The organism is Pseudomonas sp. NFACC13-1 (assembly GCF_900104425.1).
Lineage (GTDB): Bacteria > Pseudomonadota > Gammaproteobacteria > Pseudomonadales > Pseudomonadaceae > Aquipseudomonas > Aquipseudomonas fluorescens_AA.
Genome location: NZ_FMXV01000003.1, coordinates 30,638 through 51,062 on the forward strand (window position 1 = coordinate 30,638; position 20,425 = coordinate 51,062).

17 protein-coding genes are annotated in these 20,425 nt (G+C 61.1%); 6 read left to right on the forward strand and 11 right to left on the reverse strand.

Going from position 1 to position 20,425, the window contains the following annotated elements; translation table 11 throughout:
* Positions 1–143 precede the first annotated feature (143 nt).
* Entirely contained in the window at positions 144–752 is a 609-nt protein-coding gene (gene lexA / locus BLQ55_RS04850) for a transcriptional repressor LexA (RefSeq protein ID WP_003199651.1), read from the forward strand.
* 10 nt (positions 753–762) lie between these two features.
* A complete protein-coding gene (gene sulA / locus BLQ55_RS04855; RefSeq protein ID WP_060738408.1) occupies positions 763–1,236 on the forward strand; it encodes an SOS-induced cell division inhibitor SulA in 474 nt (157 codons plus the stop codon).
* 71 nt (positions 1,237–1,307) lie between these two features.
* Here sulA and BLQ55_RS04860 read toward each other — a convergent pair whose 3' ends face one another.
* The 7 genes from BLQ55_RS04860 to BLQ55_RS04890 all read right to left on the reverse strand — a co-directional run bounded on the left by BLQ55_RS04860 (position 1,308) and on the right by BLQ55_RS04890 (position 9,859).
* Positions 1,308–1,541: a hypothetical protein gene (locus BLQ55_RS04860; protein ID WP_003183419.1), complete on the reverse strand. Its 234-nt coding sequence runs from the start codon at positions 1,539–1,541 to the stop codon at positions 1,308–1,310.
* Positions 1,542–1,647: 106 nt separating this feature from the next.
* Complete coding sequence (locus BLQ55_RS04865) at positions 1,648–2,172, reverse strand: DUF6586 family protein (RefSeq protein ID WP_092252699.1); 525 nt, start codon at positions 2,170–2,172, stop codon at positions 1,648–1,650.
* Positions 2,173–2,402: 230 nt separating this feature from the next.
* The gene (topA, locus tag BLQ55_RS04870; protein WP_092252701.1) at positions 2,403–5,015 is read right to left on the reverse strand and encodes a type I DNA topoisomerase; all 2,613 of its coding nucleotides are present in this window, start codon (positions 5,013–5,015) and stop codon (positions 2,403–2,405) included.
* Between the two features lie 115 nt (positions 5,016–5,130).
* Positions 5,131–5,367, reverse strand: a complete 237-nt coding sequence (locus tag BLQ55_RS04875) for a DUF1653 domain-containing protein (protein WP_025212748.1) — start codon at positions 5,365–5,367, stop codon at positions 5,131–5,133.
* A gap of 108 nt (positions 5,368–5,475) precedes the next feature.
* Positions 5,476–6,651: an acetyl-CoA C-acyltransferase FadA gene (gene fadA / locus BLQ55_RS04880; protein WP_092197355.1), complete on the reverse strand. Its 1,176-nt coding sequence runs from the start codon at positions 6,649–6,651 to the stop codon at positions 5,476–5,478.
* A 31-nt stretch (positions 6,652–6,682) separates the two neighbouring features.
* Positions 6,683–8,830: a fatty acid oxidation complex subunit alpha FadB gene (fadB, locus tag BLQ55_RS04885; protein ID WP_092197357.1), complete on the reverse strand. Its 2,148-nt coding sequence runs from the start codon at positions 8,828–8,830 to the stop codon at positions 6,683–6,685.
* Between the two features lie 591 nt (positions 8,831–9,421).
* Positions 9,422–9,859, reverse strand: a complete 438-nt coding sequence (locus BLQ55_RS04890) for a hypothetical protein (RefSeq protein ID WP_092197359.1) — start codon at positions 9,857–9,859, stop codon at positions 9,422–9,424.
* Between the two features lie 101 nt (positions 9,860–9,960).
* Between BLQ55_RS04890 and BLQ55_RS04895 the strand changes: the two genes are divergently transcribed.
* Positions 9,961–10,401, forward strand: coding sequence for a universal stress protein (locus BLQ55_RS04895; RefSeq protein ID WP_060738415.1), 441 nt, complete (start codon positions 9,961–9,963; stop codon positions 10,399–10,401).
* Positions 10,402–10,523: 122 nt separating this feature from the next.
* Here the strand turns inward: BLQ55_RS04895 and BLQ55_RS04900 are convergent, their stop codons facing one another.
* Positions 10,524–12,440, reverse strand: coding sequence for an ATP-binding cassette domain-containing protein (locus BLQ55_RS04900; protein WP_092197785.1), 1,917 nt, complete (start codon positions 12,438–12,440; stop codon positions 10,524–10,526).
* A gap of 213 nt (positions 12,441–12,653) precedes the next feature.
* Here BLQ55_RS04900 and BLQ55_RS04905 point away from each other — a divergent pair, with 213 nt between their 5' ends.
* Positions 12,654–14,582, forward strand: coding sequence for a transglycosylase SLT domain-containing protein (locus BLQ55_RS04905; RefSeq protein ID WP_092197361.1), 1,929 nt, complete (start codon positions 12,654–12,656; stop codon positions 14,580–14,582).
* A 155-nt stretch (positions 14,583–14,737) separates the two neighbouring features.
* On the opposite strand, the gene BLQ55_RS04910 is transcribed toward BLQ55_RS04905, so the two are convergent.
* Positions 14,738–16,510, reverse strand: a complete 1,773-nt coding sequence (locus BLQ55_RS04910; protein WP_092197363.1) for an ABC transporter transmembrane domain-containing protein — start codon at positions 16,508–16,510, stop codon at positions 14,738–14,740.
* Between the two features lie 258 nt (positions 16,511–16,768).
* Here BLQ55_RS04910 and BLQ55_RS04915 point away from each other — a divergent pair, with 258 nt between their 5' ends.
* Entirely contained in the window at positions 16,769–16,948 is a 180-nt protein-coding gene (locus tag BLQ55_RS04915; RefSeq protein ID WP_003199629.1) for a PA1571 family protein, read from the forward strand.
* Between the two features lie 239 nt (positions 16,949–17,187).
* On the opposite strand, the gene pdxB is transcribed toward BLQ55_RS04915, so the two are convergent.
* On the reverse strand, positions 17,188–18,330 hold the full coding sequence (gene pdxB / locus BLQ55_RS04920; RefSeq protein WP_092252702.1) for a 4-phosphoerythronate dehydrogenase PdxB: 1,143 nt from the start codon (positions 18,328–18,330) through the stop codon (positions 17,188–17,190).
* A gap of 280 nt (positions 18,331–18,610) precedes the next feature.
* Between pdxB and BLQ55_RS04925 the strand changes: the two genes are divergently transcribed.
* Positions 18,611–20,014 (forward strand): MATE family efflux transporter, encoded by a 1,404-nt coding sequence (locus BLQ55_RS04925; RefSeq protein ID WP_092197367.1) that lies wholly within the window; start codon positions 18,611–18,613, stop codon positions 20,012–20,014.
* Here BLQ55_RS04925 and tusA read toward each other — a convergent pair.
* Complete coding sequence (tusA, locus tag BLQ55_RS04930; RefSeq protein ID WP_003183455.1) at positions 20,011–20,262, reverse strand: sulfurtransferase TusA; 252 nt, start codon at positions 20,260–20,262, stop codon at positions 20,011–20,013. The genes BLQ55_RS04925 and tusA overlap by 4 nt on opposite strands.
* Between the last annotated feature and the right edge of the window lie 163 nt (positions 20,263–20,425).

The window sequence follows — 20,425 nt, forward strand, 5'->3', positions numbered from 1 at the left end:
AACCACACCTTTTCACAGGCGGTAGCCCCGCCCCATCCAACAACCTGACCGACCGTCCAGCGGCCGGTAGAAAAAGGAGGATTGCCAAGCGGCGTTCACTGTATATAATCCCAGTCACTGTATAAAAAGACAGAGCGATCAATATGCTAAAGCTGACGCCACGCCAAGCAGAGATTCTAGCCTTCATCAAACGCTGCCTCGAAGACAACGGCTACCCGCCGACCCGGGCGGAAATCGCCCAGGAACTGGGTTTCAAGTCGCCCAACGCCGCTGAAGAACACCTCAAGGCGCTGGCGCGCAAGGGCGCAATCGAAATGACCCCGGGCGCATCCCGTGGCATTCGTATCCCCGGCTTCGAAGCCAAGGCCGACGAAACCACCCTGCCGATCATCGGCCGGGTCGCGGCGGGTGCACCGATCCTTGCCCAGCAGCACGTCGAGGAGTCCTGCAACATCAACCCTTCGTTCTTTCATCCCCGGGCCGACTACCTGCTCCGTGTACACGGTATGAGCATGAAGGACATCGGCATCTTCGACGGTGACCTCCTGGCCGTCCACACCACCCGCGAAGCCCGCAATGGCCAGATCGTGGTGGCGCGAATCGGCGACGAGGTGACCGTCAAGCGCTTCAAGCGCGATGGCAGCAAGGTCTGGCTCATTGCCGAGAACCCGGAGTTCGCCCCCATCGAAGTGAACCTGAAAGATCAGGACCTGGTCATCGAAGGCTTGAGTGTCGGCGTCATTCGCCGCTAAAGGAGGCTTTATGCAGTTCCCTCACACACCACAACACACACAACTTCCGCTGTTCGAGGCATTCATGGCCCAACCGCTGGTTCCAGTCCTGAAAGAGGTCATCGAATCGCCCTGGGGCGTCGAACCCGAGGCCTTCAGCGAACTGTCGTTACGTGGTGCGGCCGGAAACTGCCTGAACCTGCTGGCGCCCATCCTGCGAGAACTCAGCCAGGACCAGGATGCTCGCTGGTTGACGCTGATCGCTCCACCGGCCAGCGTTACCCAAGCCTGGCTGCGGGACGCCGGCCTGAACCGTGAGCGCATCCTGTTGCTGCAACCACGTGGCACCCAAAGCGCCCAACAGTTGACTTGCGAGGCCTTGCGCCTGGGCCGTAGCCACACCGTAGTCAGCTGGCTCAACCCATTGACCACGGCCGCACGGCAACAGTTGATCAGCGCCGCCCGCACCGGGGACGCACAAAGCTTGAATATTCGATTGGGCTAAGACAAACGCGGGGCTTCTCCAAAGTAGAGAAGCCGACCAGCCACACTATTCAAAAAAGCCGACAGACGGGATCAGTGAAGAACCCGCGGCCCCTCTTCCTTGTTGAATTCGCCTTCAACCAGGCGACCTGCCATCTGGACGCCCACGCTCAGCATCGCCTTGGCGACTTCGACGTGTTGGCCCTGGAGGAATACCTTGGCATCTTCGGAGAAGTTCAAGGTAACCAGAGAACCCTCGTCCTCGGCCCTGCGCAGCTCGATGCGGCCATCAGGAAGTTCGACAATTTCTAGAAAGGACGTAGGCATAAAAGTCTGTTCTCCACCAAAGGCGAGGATTATATAGTCATCGGCCAGGCTCCGCTCGGGATCTTGACCAAGCGTTATCAACGAACGTAACGGGCCAAGGGGAAACTCAGCACTCGTTCAACCCTTCACGAAAGCGTATCGCCAGGCTCTTGAGGTTCTGGCGCCAGCTCTCCAGTTCCTCCCGGCTCAGCTCCTGCTCCGGGTCTTGCTCATCCAGATTGACCGCCACGATCAACGGTTGGGTCACGTCCCTCTTGGGCTTGCGCGGGGCCCGGGGCGGCTCGAACAGCGCCGCATGGGCCGCCAATAGCTTCGCAAGCCAGGTTTCCGGGTTATGCGCCAGTTCGACCATTTCGGCCAACTCCGGAATCGCGATGGTTTCCAGCACTTCGCGGGTCAACAGCAGCTCGGCTCGCGGGGCATTCGCTTGTGGCAGGCGATAGAAACCAGCGATTTCATGGCACAACCCCAACAACGCACCGTACAGATGAAACAGCGCGGACTCACGTCCTGCCTGGAGCAGCGCCGGGGAATTCATCGTACGCCCGTCCTCGGCCCTGGTGAGTGCTTCGAGCGACAGGCCGGCGAAATAGATTTTCTGATTGGTGCGGGTATAGAGTTCGTGGGCCATGGCGGCATCTCCCCAACGAAATGAAAGCTTCACGCAAGTGCGACAGTGTCGTGGATCAACCGAGGCCACTGCAAGCCAAAAACAAAAAGGCCGCATGAAAACCTATGGGTTGTCATGCGGCCTTTTTGTCAGGTCCATGCGGATTTAGCGATTGTAGAGGGCGGCTGCGCCACCAGCGGGAGCAAGCTCCCTCGCCACAAGAGCCTCAACCCCGCACTCCAGACAACCAATCAGCGCTTGTCTTCAACGGTCCATTTACCGCCATCGTAGTACGCCTTCCAGCCGGTCGGCTTGCCGTCGACTTCGGTCTGCACGTACTGCTCCTTGGTCTTGCGGCTGTAGCGAATGACCGCAGGGCGCCCGTCCGGATCCTTCTGCGGTGCCTCACAGAGGAAATGGTACTTCGGATCGATCTCATCCTTGTGCGGGAGGATTTCCATCACCAACGGTGCACGGGTCTCGCGGTTTTTCGGGAACTGGCTGGCTGCCAGGAACAGGCCGGAAGCGCCGTCACGCAAGATATAGGTGTCGTTGACCTTCTCGCATTTGAGCTCCGGCATTTTCACCGGGTCCATCTTCGGCGGCGCCGCGTCACCGCTCTTGAGCAGTTTGCGCGTGTTTTTGCAGGTCGGGTTGGTGCAGCCGAAGAACTTGCCGAAACGGCCGGTCTTGAGCTGCATCTCGCTGCCACACTTGTCGCACTCCAGGCTCGGGCCTTCGTAACCCTTGATGCGATAAGTGCCCTCCTCAATCTCGTAGCCGGCACAGTCCGGATTGTTACCGCAGATGTGCAGCTTGCGCTTCTCATCCAGCAGGTAGGCATCCATCGCCGTGCTGCAGATCGGGCAGCGATGCTTGCCACGCAGCACCAGGGATTCCGATTCGCCCTCGTCGTCCGCGGCGATTTCGTCGCCCGGCACCAGGTTGACCGTCGCCTTGCAGCGTTCCTTGGGCGGCAGGCTGTAACCCGAGCAGCCGAGGAAGACACCGGTCGAGGCGGTACGGATTTGCATCGGACGTCCGCAGGTCAGGCACGGGATGTCGGTCATGACCGGCTGGTTGGCCCGCATGCCATTGTCCGGGCTCTCCGCCACTTCAAGTTTTTTCTTGAAGTCGCCGTAGAACTCGTCGAGTACGTTTTTCCAGTCCCGCTCGCCCTGGGCCACATCGTCGAGGTTCTCTTCCATGCCGGCGGTGAAGCCGTAGTCCATCAGGTTCGAGAAGCTCTCGGACAAACGCTCGGTGACGATGTCACCCATCTTTTCCGAATAGAAACGACGGTTGTGCAGCGCCACATAACCGCGGTCCTGGATGGTGGAAATGATGGCGGCGTAGGTCGAAGGACGACCGATGCCGCGCTTTTCCATTTCCTTGACCAGGCTGGCTTCGGAGTAACGGGCCGGCGGCTTGGTGAAGTGCTGGGTCGGATCGAGCTTGATCAGCTTCATCACGTCGCCCTGGGCCATGTCCGGCAGGACATCGTCGTCCCCAGGCTTGGTGATTTGCGGCATGACGCGGGTGTAGCCGTCGAACTTCAGGATGCGGCCCTTGGCACGCAACTCGAAGTCACCGGCACCGACGCTGACGGTGGTCGACAGGTATTGCGCCGGCAGCATCTGGCAAGCCAGGAACTGGCGCCAGATCAGCTCGTAGAGACGCTCGGCATCGCGCTCCATGCCCGACAGCTTGCTTGGCTCGGTGTTGGCATCGGACGGACGAATCGCTTCGTGAGCCTCCTGCGCGCCTTCCTTGCTGCTGTAGACGTTCGGCGTGTCCGGCAGGTACTTCTTGCCGAACTCGCTTTCTATATAAGTACGCGCCATCGCCACGGCATCGGCCGACAGGTTGGTCGAGTCGGTACGCATATAGGTGATGTAGCCGGCTTCGTACAGACGCTGGGCCATCATCATGGTTTTCTTCACGCCAAAGCCCAGGCGGTTGCTCGCGGCCTGTTGCAGCGTGGAGGTGATGAACGGCGCCGACGGCTTGCTGCTGGTCGGCTTGTCTTCGCGCTTGACGATGCTGTAGCTGGAAGCCTTGAGCTTCTCCAGCGCCGCCATGGCCTGGGCTTCGTTGAGTGGCTTGAAGGCCTCGCCCTTCTCGCGAGCCACGTCGAAGCGCACGGTCGCGCCCTTGGCGGTGCCGAGGTCGGCGTGGACTTCCCAGTACTCTTCAGGGATGAACGCGCGGATCTCGCGCTCGCGCTCCACCACCAGCTTCACGGCGACCGACTGCACTCGCCCGGCCGACAGGCCGCGGGCGATCTTGGCCCACAGCAGCGGCGAGACCATGTAGCCCACCACGCGGTCGAGGAAGCGACGCGCCTGCTGGGCGTTGACCCGATCGATATCCAGCTCGCCCGGTTGGGAGAAGGCTTCCTGGATGGCCTTCTTGGTAATTTCGTTGAACACCACGCGCTTGTAGCGGCTGTCATCCCCACCGATGGCTTCGCGCAGGTGCCAGGCAATGGCTTCCCCTTCGCGGTCCAAGTCCGTCGCGAGATAGATGGTGTCGGCATCCTTGGCGAGCCGGCGCAGCTCTTCGATGACCTTTTCCTTGCCAGGGAGGATCTCGTATTTGGCTTTCCAGCCGTGTTCCGGATCGACCCCCATGCGCGAGACCAGCTGCTTGCGCGCCTTGTCCTTGGGCGACAGCGCCGGCGCTTCACCGGCGGCAGCCTTGCCGCGCTTGGCGGCTGGCTCCTTGCTGGCGCTAGCCGAACCGCTGGTGGGCAGGTCTCGGATATGGCCGATACTCGACTTCACCACGTATTGGTTGCCCAGATACTTGTTGATGGTCTTGGCCTTAGCCGGGGATTCCACAATGACCAGCGATTTGCCCATGGATCAGAAAATTCCTGAATTCTAAAAAGTGAAAGGCGGTTGGCGCCTGACGCGGCACCGCTATATATAGTGGCTGCAAGGTGAGGTCAAGCGCAGGGTTGCCCGCATACCGGCCTCAAGGCTTGGAAAAAATGCTCTCCTCGGCCTGCACCAAAGCAAAGCGTGGCACCTGTTCGCCGTCAACCTCGACGGACTCCTGGAACATGCTCAAGGGACGTACCCAAAAGCCGTAATCGCCATACAGGGCTTGATAGAACACCACTTCTTCTTCGGTCTCGGAATGCCGCGCGATGCTGAATACGCGGTACTGCGGACCTTTGTAATGCTGGTAGAGCCCTGGTTGTATCGGCATGTCTTGGCCCTCACTCAAATCTTTTCAAAATAAAAACAAAATTTTTCTACTAAACCCGGAAAAAACAAAAACCGGGGCACTTGGCCCCGGCTTCCATCGACGCAACGCTTAGACGCGTTCGAAGACAGTGGCGATGCCCTGGCCGAGGCCAATGCACATGGTGGACACACCGAAGGTGCCGCCATTCTGCTTCATGACGTTGAGCAGCGTGCCGGAGATACGCGCACCGGAGCAACCGAACGGGTGACCCAGGGCGATCGCGCCGCCGTGCAGGTTAACCTTCTCGTTCATCTTGTCGAGCACTTTCAAATCTTTCAGCACGGGCAGGGCCTGTGCGGCGAAAGCTTCGTTGAGCTCGAAGAAGTCGATATCGGCAATCCCCAGGCCTGCGCGCTTCAAGGCTTTCTGCGTGGCCGGCACTGGACCATAGCCCATGATCGCCGGGTCCACACCCGCCACTGCCATCGAACGAATCACCGCCATCGGCTGGATCCCCAGGTCCTGGGCACGCTGGGCCGACATCACGATCATGCACGAGGCACCGTCGGTGATCTGCGATGAAGTACCGGCTGTCACGGTGCCGCCCTTCGGATTGAAGGCCGGCTTGAGGGTCGCCAGGCTTTCCAGGGTAGTTTCCGGACGAATGGTTTCGTCGTAGTCGAACAGTTTCAGGAAGCCGTTCTCGTCGTAGCCCTGCATCGGGATGATCTCATCCTTGAACTTGCCTTCCACGGTCGCCTTGTGGGCGAGCTGGTGGGAGCGCACGCCGAAGGCGTCCTGCTGCTCGCGGGTGATGCCGTGCATTTTGCCCAGCATTTCCGCAGTCAGGCCCATCATGCCCGAGGCTTTTGCCGCGTACAGCGACATGTGCGGGTTCGGATCGACACCGTGCATCATGCTCACGTGACCCATGTGCTCGACACCACCGACGACGAACACATCGCCGTTGCCGGTCATGATCGCCTGGGCGGCGGTGTGCAGTGCGCTCATGGACGAACCGCACAGGCGGCTGACAGTCTGGCCCGCCGCGGTGTGAGGAATCTGGGTCATCAGCGAGGCCATGCGGGCGATGTTCCAGCCCTGCTCCAGGGTCTGGTTCACACAGCCCCAGATCACGTCTTCGACTTCGTTGGGGTCGACCTTGACGTTGCGCTCCAGCAGCTTGCTGATCAGGTGCGCCGACATGTCTTCGGCGCGGGTGTTGCGGTGCATGCCGCCCTTGGAGCGGCCCATCGGCGTACGACCGAAGTCGACAATCACGACGTCTCTAGGATTCAAGCTCATAAAATGTTCTCTCGCTCTAGTCGTTGGGCGCTTAACCGAAGAAACGCTGGCCGTTCTTGGCCATCTCACGCAGCTTCGCGGTCGGGTGGTACAGCGCGCCCAGATCAGCGTACTGGTCAGCCAGGGCAACGAACTCGGCCACACCGATCGAATCGATGTAACGCAGCGCACCGCCACGGAATGGAGGGAAACCGATACCGTAGACCAGGCCCATGTCGGCTTCGGCGGCGGTTTCGACAATGCCGTCTTCCAAGCAGCGCACGGTTTCGAGGCACAGCGGGATCATCATCCAGTTGATGATGTCCTCGTCGGTGACTTCGCGCTGCTCGTAGACGATCGGCTTGAGCACTTCCAGCACCGACGAGTCGGCGACTTTCTTCTGCTTGCCGCGCTTGTCGGTCTCGTAGGCGTAGAAGCCCTTGCCATTCTTCTGGCCCAGGCGCTTGGCTTCGTAGAGCACGTCGACGGCCGAACGACGGTCATCCTTCATGCGGTCCGGGAAGCCTTCAGCCATGACGTCGCGACCGTGGTGGCCGGTGTCGATGCCGACCACGTCCATCAGGTACGCCGGCCCCATCGGCCAGCCGAATTTTTCCATGATCTTGTCGATGCGCACGAAGTCCACACCGGCGCTGACCAGCTTGGCGAAACCGCCGAAGTACGGGAACAGCACACGGTTGACCAAAAAGCCCGGGCAGTCGTTGACGACGATCGGGTTCTTGCCCATTTTCTTGGCGTAGGCCACGGTGGTGGCCACCGCCAGTTCGCTGGACTTCTCGCCACGGATCACTTCCACCAGCGGCATCATGTGCACCGGGTTGAAGAAGTGCATGCCGACGAAGTTCTCCGGACGCTTGAGGGCCTTGGCCAGCAGCGAAATGGAGATGGTCGAGGTGTTCGAGGCGAGGATGGTGTCCTCTTTGACCTTGTCTTCGACTTCAGCCAGTACCGCCTGCTTGACCTTCGGGTTCTCGACAACCGCCTCGACCACCAGGTCGACATGGCCGAAATCGCCATAGGACAGGGTCGGACGAATGCCGTTGAGCACTTCGGCCATCTTCGCGGCGGTCATGCGGCCTTTGTCGACGCGGCCGACCAGCAGCTTGGCGGCTTCGGCCAGGCCCTGCTCGATCCCGTGTTCGTTGATGTCCTTCATCAGGATCGGCGTGCCTTTGGACGCCGACTGATAGGCGATGCCGCCGCCCATGATACCGGCGCCGAGCACGGCGGCCTGCTTCACGTCACGGGCGATTTCGTCGTAGGCCTTGGCCTTTTTCTTCAGTTCCTGGTCATTGAGGAACAGACCGATCAGGCTTTGTGCGGCCGAGGTCTTGGCCAGCTTGACGAAGCCGGCGGCCTCGACTTCCAGGGCTTTGTCGCGACCGAAATTCGCGGCTTTCTGGATGGTCTTGATCGCTTCGACCGGCGCCGGGTAATTCGGGCCTGCCTGACCGGCCACGAAACCCTTGGCGGTTTCGAAGGCCATCATTTGTTCGATGGCGTTGAGCTTGAGCTTCTCCAGCTTAGGCTGGCGCTTGGCTTTGTAGTCGAACTCGCCGCTGATGGCACGCTTGATGGTTTCAAGGGCCGCTTCCTGGAGCTTGCCAGGTTCGACCACGGCATCCACGGCACCGACTTTCAGCGCGTCCTCGGCACGGTTTTCCTTGCCGGCGGCAATCCATTCGATAGCGTTGTCGGCGCCGATCAGGCGCGGCAGGCGCACGGTGCCGCCAAAGCCCGGGTAGATGCCCAGCTTGACTTCCGGCAGGCCGATCTTGGCCGTGGTGGCCATGACGCGGTAATCCGCCGCCAGGCACATTTCCAGGCCGCCACCCAAGGCGATACCGTTGATGGCCGCGACGGTCGGTACGTTGAGGTCTTCGAAATCGCTGAAAATACGGTTGGCTTCGAGGTTGCCAGCGATCAGTTCGGCATCGGGCAGCTTGAAGTTGTCGACGAATTCGGTGATGTCGGCACCAACGATGAACACGTCCTTGCCGCTGCTGACGATCACACCCTTGATCGAAGCATCTGCCTTGATAGTGTCTACGGCCTGACGCAATTCATTCAGGGTTAGACGGTTGAACTTGTTGACGGACTCACCCTTGAGGTCGAATTTCAGTTCGACGATGCCACTTTCAAGAGCCTTAACCGTGATGGCTTTACCTTCGTAAATCATCAACTGATCTCCACGATATGGAAGCTGAACAGTACACGTTGGACGCTGACCGCTGGTTCGACACTGACGTTACCGTCGATGCTACGCCAATCCGCCAGGCACACCCGTCAACGCGATAGTCGGGGTCTGTAGGAGCCGTCTGAAAATACAAACGCTCAATTCATACGCCCGTTTGATTTGGGTACGTCACCTTCACGGAATTTCCGACAATTGTCAATCGCCCTAAACATAGGCGTGAACGCGACTTTACGGTCATTTCCGCACCCTACGGATCCACAACACGGCGCCGCATGAGCAGCCATTCATAGAATCAATAATTAGAAAAATCGCCCTAATTCCAGACAAATCGGATCCAGCCGACTACGCTGTCGGGATGCGATTGAATGCTGCGGAAATGAAGGGCGCTGCGAACGCACGCCCTGACACGAGATGGATTACCGGCCTGCCTGGCCAACCCGCCCGATGAAACTGTCGGGCTTTTTTATGTCCGTAGGAGCTGCCGAAGGCTGCGATCTTTTGATCTTTCACTCAAGATTCAATTGAGCCTGGAAAGATCGCAGCCTCGCTGCGCTCGACAGCTCCTACGGCGGATCAGGCCAACGCCTTTAGGACTTCGGCAATGTCCTGCAAAACAGTGGCTTCGCCTTTCTCGCCCCAATACAAGGCGATCATTTGCCGGTCGGCTTCAATTTTGTAGACGTTGGCCGGCAATTTTTCGAAATGATTGAGCAGGGACTCATCCAGGCAGACTTCCCGCCACTGATTGGCCCAGACGCCCGGCGCAGTTTGCCAGTAGCTCCAGCAGGCCGGCTGGCTGCCGCGGCGAGGCCGATAGTACTGGGCACAGGGGTTTGGCGGCTGTTGGCCGAGCCAGTGCGGCCACTCCTGTGGCGCCAGTTGCATGGCCAGGCCCAGGCGTCGCGCTTCCATGCGCAGGGCCATGCGACCGTTCTGTAAACGGGACGGACGCAACCATGCCAGCGGACTTAACACCACCAACAGGATTGACAGCACTATCCAGACCGTCATATTCGTACTCCCCGATTCTGATGAGCCCATTGACCCAGGTCGCGTCAATGCGCTTGAAACCAGCCATACTTACCGTATCGCAATTCTCTGGAGTGCCTTCCATGTACTACAACCACGTTCTGGTCGCCGTTGACCTCACTGAAGAATGCGATCCGGTCGTCAAGCGCGCCCTCGCCCTCTGCGAAGGCCGAGACACCCAGCTGTCACTGGTGCATATCGTCGAACCGATGGCCATGGCCTTCGGCGGCGACGTGCCGATGGACCTTTCCCAGTTGCAGCAGCAGCAATTCGACCAGGCCAAGGAACGCCTTGACCGACTGATCGTGAAATACCCGGCCCTGAAGAAGGAATTCAGTCACCTGACCTACGGCCAGCCGCGCCAGGAGATCCATCACCTGGCCAAGGAACAGGGTTGCGACCTGATTGTCGTCGGCAGCCATGGTCGTCACGGCTTGGCGCTGCTGCTGGGCTCGACCGCCAACGATGTGCTACATGGCGCGCCTTGCGATGTGCTGGCGGTGCATCTGGTCAAGCGCACATAAACCTAAACCTGTGGGAGCGAGCTTGCTCGCGATAGCGGTGTGACAGTCAGCATCAATGCTGCCGATCTACCGCTATCGCGAGCAAGCTCGCTCCCACAGGGTGGGATTTCCATCTCAATGGCTCAAGCGTCCAGCTCGGCCCAGCGCTCGACCAATGCATCCAGCTCGGCCTGCAGTTGCTCCAGGTGCGCAATCACCTTGGCGGTTTCGGCAGCAGGACGCTGGTAGAACCCGGCCTCGGCCATTTCAGCTTCTACCGCTGCGATCTGCTGCTCCTTCGCGTCGATATCACCCGGCAAGGCTTCCAGCTCGCGCTGCAGCTTGTAGCTGAGCTTTTTCTTCGCTGGGGCCGGGGCTGCCGCGGCAACCGGCGCAGGCTCGGCCTTGACCACGGCCGAGTTCAGGTCGGCCTTGCCGGACTTGCTCTCGGTGACCCCCAGCAGACGCGGCGAGCCGCCCTGGCGCAGCCAGTCCTGATAGCCACCGACGTATTCGCGAACCAGGCCTTCGCCTTCGAACACCAGGGTACTGGTGACCACGTTATCGAGGAATGCCCGGTCGTGACTGACCATCAGAACGGTGCCGTTGAAGGTCAGCAACACCTCTTCCAGCAATTCCAGGGTTTCCACGTCCAGGTCGTTGGTGGGCTCGTCGAGCACCAGCAGGTTCGCCGGCTTGCTGAACAACTTGGCCAGCAACAGACGGGCACGCTCACCACCCGACAACGCCTTGACCGGCGTACGGGCACGCTGGGGGCTGAACAGGAAATCGCCGAGGTAGCTCAGCACATGGCGGCTCTGGCCATCGATGTCGATGAAATCGCGGCCTTCGGCCACGTTGTCGATCACGGTCTTTTCCAGGTCCAGTTGATGACGTAACTGGTCGAAGTAGGCGACGTCGATCTTCGTGCCCTCTTCCACCTTGCCGCTGGTGGGCACCAGGCCGCCGAGCATCAGCTTGAGCAGGGTGGTCTTGCCAGTGCCGTTGGCGCCCAGCAGGCCGATTCGATCGCCACGCTGCAGCACCATGGAAAAGTCCTTGATCAGGAACGGACCGCCAGGGTGCGCGAAACTCACGTTCTCAAGCACCATCACCTGCTTGCCGGACTTGTCAGCGGTGTCCAACTGAATGTTGGCCTTGCCGGTGCGCTCGCGACGCTCGCTGCGCTCCACGCGCAACGCCTTGAGTGCGCGCACACGGCCTTCGTTGCGGGTGCGACGCGCCTTGATGCCCTGGCGAATCCAGACTTCTTCCTGGGCCAGCTTCTTATCGAACAGCGCGTTAGCGGTTTCTTCCGCTGCCAGCGCCGCTTCCTTGTGCACCAGGAAGCTGGCGTAGTCGCCGTTCCAGTCGATCAGGCCGCCACGGTCCAATTCAAGGATGCGCGTCGCCAGGTTCTGCAGGAAGGAACGGTCGTGGGTGATGAACAGCACCGCCCCCTGGAAGTCTTTCAGGGCTTCTTCAAGCCAGGCGATGGCGCCGATGTCCAAGTGGTTGGTCGGTTCGTCGAGCAGCAGCAGGTCCGGCTCGGAGACCAGGGCCTGGGCCAGCAGGACGCGGCGACGCCAACCGCCGGACAACTCGGCGAGGGTCTTGTCGGCCGGCAATTGCAGGCGGCTCAGGGTGCTGTCGACCAATTGCTGCAACCGCCAGCCATCACGGGCTTCGAGGTCGTGCTGCACGTGCATCAACTTGTCCAGGTCGGCATCGGTGACGATGTTCTGGCTCAGGTGGTGATACTCGGCCAGCAGCGCGCCGACACCGTCCAGGCCTTCGGCGACCACATCGAATACGGTCCGCTCGTCGGCCACCGGCAGTTCCTGGGGCAATTCTCCGATTTTCAGGCCTGGCGCACGCCAGACCGAGCCGTCGTCGGGCTTTTGATCGCCCTTGACCAGCTTCATCATGCTGGACTTGCCAGTGCCGTTTCGGCCGATGATGCACACCCGCTCACCACGGGCGATCTGCCAGGACACCTTGTCCAACAACGGCATAGCGCCGAACGCAAGGGACACATCGCTGAATTTGAGCAGGGTCATGAGCTTCTCCAAAAACCGGGCGCGCATTCTACCTGAGATGAGGCCTCAAGGGTCCGCCAATTTCGCCACTGAAGCACTCTGCATAACAAATGTTGCGAACTTGCACCGACGGCCCCGCAAAGCTTTCGCCGGCTGCTGGCAAAAGGCTAAGCTACAGACAGTTACCCTGGGTTAACCCTTGGGCTTGTCATGTTTTTTCTGCCCGGACGTCTCATGCGCAGTCGCCTTTTCAGTGTTTTATCGTGTCTTTTTGTATGTGCCACTGCCGTTCAATCCGCTCAGGCGGTGGATATCTCCACTCAGCGCCAATACTACGACGAAGCCAAGCGTGCCTTGGCCAAGGGTGATTCCGGCCCTTACTTTCGCTACAGCCAGGCCCTGCGCGATTACCCGCTGGAGCCGTACCTGGCCTACGACGAATTGACCGCTCGCCTCAAGAGCGCCAGCAACGCCGAAATCGAGAAATTCCTCGCCGAGCACGGTGACCTGCCCCAGGCCAACTGGATGAAGCTGCGCTGGCTGCGTTGGCTGACCGAGCGCGGCGACTGGGAGACCTTCGTCAAGTATTACGACCCCAAGCTCAATTTCACCGAGCTGGATTGCCTCAACGCTCAATACCAACTCAACCATGGCCTGAAGGCCGAGGGCTATGCCAACACCGAAAAGCTGTGGCTCACCGGCAAGTCCCAGCCCCAGGCGTGCGATGCGTTGTTCGGCCTGTGGGCCTCCCAGGGCCAGTTGACCGAGCAGAAGCGCTGGGAGCGCGCCAAGCTGGCCGCCCAGGCGCGCAACTACCCGTTGGCCAACAGCCTGGTCAGCGGCCTGACCACCCTCGCTCCCCGTGGCAGCTTGCTGGTGGACGTGGCGCAAAAGCCAGAGTTGCTCAACCAGCCCTCGCGCTTCGTTCCAGCCGATGAGCCGATGTCCGATATCGTCAGCCTCGGCTTGCGTCGCCTGGCCCGCCAGGACCCGGAAAAAGCCATGGCGCTGCTGGATGGCTACGCCAGCACCATGCATTTTTCCCGGGATGAAAAAGTCGCGATCGCCCGAGAGATCGGCCTGACCCTGGCCAAGCGCTTCGACAGCCGCGCCCTGGACGTGATGACGAAATACGACCCGGAGTTGCGCGACGACACGGTTTCGGAATGGCGCTTGCGCCTGCTGTTGCGCCTCGCTCGCTGGGACGATGCCTATCAGTTGACCCGCCGCCTGCCCGAGTCGCTGGCCAGCACCAACCGCTGGCGGTACTGGCAAGCCCGCACGCTGGAACTGGCGCAGCCGCAGAACCCGGAAGCCCTGACGCTCTACAAGCACCTGGCCCGTGAGCGGGACTTCTATGGCTTCCTGGCCGCCGACCGATCCCAGTCGCCCTATTCGCTCGTCAACAAGCCACTGGTGATGAGCCAGGCGCTGATCAACAAGGTGCGCAATACGCCTGGCGTGCGCCGGGCGCTGGAATTTCATGCCCGTGGGGACATTGTCGACGGACGCCGCGAGTGGTATCACGTCAGCCGTCATTTCAACCGGGACGAAATGGTCGCCCAGGCGAAACTGGCTTACGACCTGAAATGGTATTTCCCGGCCATCCGCACCATCAGCCAGGCCAAGTACTGGGACGACCTGGACATCCGTTTCCCGATGGCCCACCGCGAGACCCTGGTGCGCGAAGCCAAGATCCGCGGCTTGCATCCAAGTTGGGCGTTCGCCATTACCCGCCAGGAAAGTGCGTTCATGGATGATGCCCGCTCCAGCGTCGGCGCCGCCGGCCTGATGCAACTGATGCCTGGCACCGCCAAGGAAACCGCGCGCAAGTTCAGCATTCCCCTGGCCTCGCCACAGCAAGTGCTGAACCCGGACAAGAACATCCAGTTAGGCGCGGCCTACCTGAGCCAGGTCCATAGCCAGTTCAACGGCAACCGCGTCCTGGCCTCGGCGGCCTACAACGCCGGCCCCGGTCGCGTGCGCCAGTGGCTGCGTGGGGCCGATCACTTGAGCTTCGACGTCTGGGTCGAGAGCATCCCGTTCGACGAAACCCGCCAATACGTGCAGAACGTGTTGTCTTATTCGGTGATCTACGGGCAGAAGCTCAACTCGCCGCAACCGCTGGTGGACTGGCATGAGCGGTATTTCGATGATCAGTGATTAACACTCCCACAAAGCCCTCTTCTTGTGGGAGCGAGCTTGCTCGCGATGGCGCCGGCACCTGCAACATGAATGCAAGCTGACTCGCCGCTATCGCGAGCAAGCTCGCTCCCACAGGGCCTGCATCAAACACTACATCCCCTGTGGACGCGATATCAGTCGGTTGCCGCCTCCGCCCCCACATTGAACTGCAACGCCGCCAATCGCGCATACAGCGCATTGCTGGCGACAAGCTCCTGGTGCGTGCCCACGGCAACCACCTTGCCCTGGTCCATCACCGCGATCCGATCGGCGTTTTTCACGGTGGCCAGGCGATGGGCGATCACCAACGTCGTGCGGTTTTTCATCAGGCTGGGCAGGGCTTGCTGGATCAGGTGTTCGCTTTGCGCATCGAGGGCGCTGGTGGCTTCGTCCAGCAGCAGGATCGGGGCATCCACGAGCAACGCTCGGGCGATGGCCAGGCGTTGGCGCTGGCCGCCGGATAACCCGAGGCCGCCATCGCCCAGGTGAGTCTGGTAGCCGTCGGGCATTTTTTCGATGAAGTCGTGGGCGTGGGCGATCTGCGCGGCCTCGCGCACCTGCTCCGACGTCGCCTCCGGGTTGCCATAGCGGATATTCTCTTCAACTGTGCCGAAAAACAGCGCCGGGCTTTGTGAAACCAGGGCGAAATGCCGGCGCAGGTCCAGCGGATCGAGTTGAGTCAACGGCACATCGTCGATCAGGATCTGCCCTTGCACGGGATCATAGAAACGCAGCAGCAAGTCGTAGACCGTCGACTTGCCTGCGCCGGAAGGCCCGACCAGGGCCAGGGTCTCACCGGCCTTGATACTCAGGTCGAGGCCGTCGACCGCATAACTGTCTGGCCGGGACGGATAGGAAAAACGCACGCCTTCGAGACGCAAATCGCCGCGAACTCGCGCCGGCAAGGTCACGAGGCCCGAAGCCGGCGGCTGGATGATGTTTTCCGAACGCAGCAGCTCGGCAATGCGCTCTGCCGCACCGGCCGCCCGCTGCAGCTCGCCAATCACTTCGCTCAGGGTCCCGAAGGCACTGCCGACGATCAGGCTGTAGAACACGAACGCCGCCAGCTCGCCACCGGAAATCCGCCCGGCGATCACATCCATGCCACCGACCCAGAGCATCACCCCCACCGCCCCCAGCACCAGCACGATCACCAGGGTGATCAACCAGGCCCGCTGGACAATGCGCTTGCGAGCGGTGTCGAAGGCCTGCTCCACCGTCACGGAAAAACGTTGTTCGTCCTGGACCTGATGGTTGTAGGCCTGCACGGTCTTGATCTGGCCGAGGGTTTCGGAGACATAGCTGCCGACGTCGGCAACGCGGTCCTGGCTCTGGCGCGACAAGCTGCGCACTCGACGCCCGAAGAGCAGGATCGGCACCAAGACCAGCGGCAGGGCAATCACCACGATACTGGTCAGCTTGGGATTGGTGATGAACAGCAGCACGATACCGCCCACCACCATCAAGACATTGCGCAAAAACAACGACAGCGACGAACCGATCACCGATTGCAGCAAGGTCGTATCAGTGGTCAACCGTGACTGGATTTCCGAACTGCGGTTGTTTTCGTAGAAACCCGGGTGCAAGTACACCAGATGGTTGAACACCTGCCGCCGGATATCCGCCACCACCCGCTCACCGATCCAGGACACCAGGTAAAAACGCGAAAACGTACCGATCGCCAACCCCACCACCAACACCATGAACAAGCCGATGGATTGGTTGAGCAGGTGCGGCGAGCGGGTCATGAAGCCCTGGTCCACCAGCAAGCGGATGCCTTGGCCCATGGACAAGGTGATGCCGGCGGTGACAATCAAAGCCAGCAAAGCGCCGACGACCTGTTTGCGATAAGGGGCGATGAAGCCGCTGGCCAGGCGTATGGCACGGCGATGTCGGGAAGAAAGCATCAAAGGCGTCCGATAATGCAGCGGGAAAAAGGCCAGCTCGCGACGCCGAAACGTAGCGGAACCAAGTTGAATCGCAATGAGTCAGGTTAAATATGACCACTACGGCTAGCGGCTAGATGTTATCGGTCTAAAGTCTGGGTGGAAACGCAACTGTGTTTCTGATTGAGTGGAGGCGTCGCCATGAACCTACACGGAGTGTCATGGCTCGGTCACCTGGCGACATTAATATAGGCACACAACCTGATGAGGAGACAGGCCATGTCCTTGCAACACAGCAGCGACGACAAGATTCAAGTAATCCGCACGCAACCGGACCAGTCTCTGGGCTGCTCGTTCATCGATGCCCAAGGGCGCGAAGTACCGATCACCGAAGACATGATCCAGAAAGCCTGCAGCGAGCTGGAAAAACGACTGGTCAAGCCTGCCGAACAAAAGTGATACAGCCCGTCTTCAATTGGACCCGACCTTGATGTCGGGTTTTTTATGCCTGCCAGACGCAAACCTGTGGCGAGGGAGCTTGCTCCCGCTGGGTTGCGCTGTAGGAGCTGTCGAGCGAAGCGAGGCTGCGATCTTTCCCCTGACACTTGAGTCTCAAGCGAAAGATCAAAAGATCGCAGGCTTCGCCAGCTCCTACAGAAGCCGAGCGGGAGCAAGCTCCCTCGCCACAACAGCCGTGGCTAAACCAGCGCGGCACCCAGCGCCGTCACGATCTGTTGCAAAGCCGTCGGCGACCCTTCGATGCGAACCTTCAAGCTGTCGATCTCCCGGCGTGGCGGATAATGCTTGCGCAAGGCATCGAACGCGCGGCGTTGCTCATCGACGGTGCCCACCAGGCTGCGGCGAAAATCCGCGTCGTCGCGACGGGGGTCGTACACACTCCGGCACAGCGCCGCCAAGGCCCAGGCCGGGTCGGTTTCGGCATCCAGGGTGATGCCACCCAGCCAGGGCCGGGGCAACAGGTCGCTGAGGCTGACTTCAACCGGTCGTTCCAGGAACGCGCACAAGGCCTGGTAGATCTGGGCCGTGCCACGCTGGCGACCATCGAGGCTGTAACCGGCAATGTGCGGGGTGGCGATCACGCACAAATCGGCCAGGTCCACATCCACGGTGGGCTCCTGCTCCCAGACATCCAGCACCGCTTGCAGGTCTTCGCGCTCCAGCAACACCTCGCGCAGCGCGGCGTTATCGATCACCGGCCCTCGAGCCGCATTGATCAGCCAGGTCCCGGGCTTGAGTTGGTTCAAACGCGCTTCGTCGAACAGGTGCCAGGTCGGTTGCTCGCCGTCGCGGGTCAACGGAGTGTGCAGGCTGATCACATCGCACTGCTCGATGATCTGCTCCAGGCTCACATAGTCGCCGCCCTCGGCGGCCTGACGCGGTGGATCGCAGACTTTCACGCCCCAGCCCAGCCCCTTGAGCACCTCAATCAACCGCCCGCCCACCTGGCCCGCGCCGACCACGCCGAAGGTCCGCTGTTCCAGCACCGTACCTTCGATTTCTGCCAGAGTCATCAGGCTGCCCAGCACGTAGTCCACCACGCCACGGGCATTGCAGCCGGGTGCGCTGGCCCAGCGGATCCCCGCCTCGGCAAGATAATCCAGGTCCAGGTGGTCGGTGCCGATGGTGCAAGTGCCGACGAAGCGTACCTTGCTGCCTTCCAGCAGGGCCCGATTGACCTGGCTGACCGAACGCACCAGCAATACATCGGCGTGCTCGACCATCGTCCGGTCGATCCCCCGGCCCGGTACCCGGCGGATTTCGCCGAATCCTTGGAAAAACGCATCGAGCAGGGGGATGTTTTCGTCGGCGACGATCAGCATGGCAGAGCTCCTTTGGCGGGATGGGCAGTGTAGGCGTTCCAGCAGGCCGACGCATTACCAGGAGCGAATGATGTTGTGGCGAGGGGATTTATCCCCGCTCGACTGCAAAGCAGTCGCAATGCAAGGGGTGCTACGCACCCAACGGGGATAAATCCCCTCGCCACAAAAACTCACGCGCTAAGTGCACGCTTACAAATCCACAACACAGGTTTTTTCCTGACCACCGCGTCAAAGCGTAGAATTCGCCGCCTCGCGCTTAACCCTTTCGGACGCTTGCCCTGTGAATCCTGTCATCGACACCCCCGCTCCCCTCTCCCGCCCGGCCCGGGTACGCCTGGAATTCAAGACGTTGCTGGCCCTTGCGCTGCCGATCATGGTGGCGCAACTGGCGACCACCGCCATGGGCTTCGTCGATGCGGTGATGGCCGGTCGGGTCGGTCCACGAGACCTGGCGGCCGTGGCCCTGGGCAACTCGATCTGGGTGCCGGTGTTCCTGTTGATGACTGGCACCCTGCTGGCGACCACCCCGAAAGTGGCCCAGCGCTTCGGTGCCGGCACGTTCGACGAGATCGGGCCGCTGGTACGCCAGGCGCTGTGGCTGGCCCTGGTGGTAGGGTTGATCGCCACGCTGGCGCTGTTCAGCGCCGAGCCGATCCTGCACATCATGAAAGTCGATCCCGAATTGATCGGCCCGTGCATGGAGTACCTGCGGGGCATCGGCACGGGCCTGCCGGCCGTGGCGCTGTATCACGTACTGCGCTGCTTCAGCGACGGCCTGGGACGCACGCGACCGGCGATGGTGCTGGGGCTGTGCGGGCTGGCGCTGAACATTCCGCTCAATTACATCTTCATCTATGGGCACCTGGGCGTGCCCGCCATGGGCGGCGTCGGTTGCGGCTGGGCCACGGCCATCGTGATGTGGGTCATGGCCCTGGGCATGGCCGGTTGGGCACGGTGGGCACCGGCCTATCAGTCGAGCCGGTTGTTCAGCCGTTTCGACTGGCCGCAATGGGCGGTCATCAAGCGCCTGCTGGGCATCGGCTTGCCGATTGGCATCGCGGTGTTCGCCGAGTCGAGTATTTTCGCGGTGATCGCCCTGCTGATCGGCAGCCTCGGCGCCACCGTGGTGGCTGGGCACCAGATCGCACTGAACTTCAGCTCCCTGGTGTTCATGATCCCCTACTCCCTGGGCATGGCCGTCACCGTGCGGGTCGGCCAGGCCCTGGGGCGACGGCAGCCTCGCGAAGCGCGCTTCGCCGCCGGGGTGGGCATGGGCACGGCCCTGGCCTACGCTTGCCTGTCGGCGAGCCTGATGTTCGCCCTGCGCGGGCCTATCGCGGCGATCTATACCGCCGATCCGGTGGTGATCGAGGTGGCGTCGATGCTGATCGTCTACGCGGCGCTGTTTCAGTTTTCCGATGCGATCCAGGTCACGGCGGCAGGCGCATTGCGCGGCTATCAGGACACCCGGGTGACGATGATCCTGACCCTGTTCGCCTATTGGGGCATCGGCCTACCGGTGGGTTACGCCCTGGGCCTGACCGACTGGCTCGGCGCGGCCAGCGGCCCGAGCGGATTGTGGCAAGGACTGATCGTGGGCTTGAGCTGCGCGGCACTGATGCTGTCGATCCGTCTGGCACGTAGCGCGCGCAAGCAGATTCGCCTCAGCCACTCGACGGGTTAAGCGAGTTTCTTGCGGATCCAGTAGAGGTAGGTACCGGCCTCTTCCTGCTGGGCCACCAGTTCGTGGTCCAGGAACACGCAGAACTTGGGGATGTCGCGGCGGGTCGAGGGGTCGGTGGCGATGACTTTCAGCAGGCCACCGGGGGCCAGGTCGCGAATGTGCTGGTGCAGCATCATCACCGGTTCCGGGCAATTGAGGCCGGTGGCATCCAGCGTGCCATCGACCGGCGTGTCGTTCATTTCACTCATGTTCTACTCCTGAAACTGGCCGGCATTGTCGCGCAATGTCAGCGCTCGGTCACCCCTGGCTTCACACTGCTTCCTGTGGGAGCGAGCTTGCTCGCGATAGCGGTGGGTCAGCTTGCATCCATGTTGAATGTAGCGACGTCATCGCGAGCAAGCTCGCTCCCAC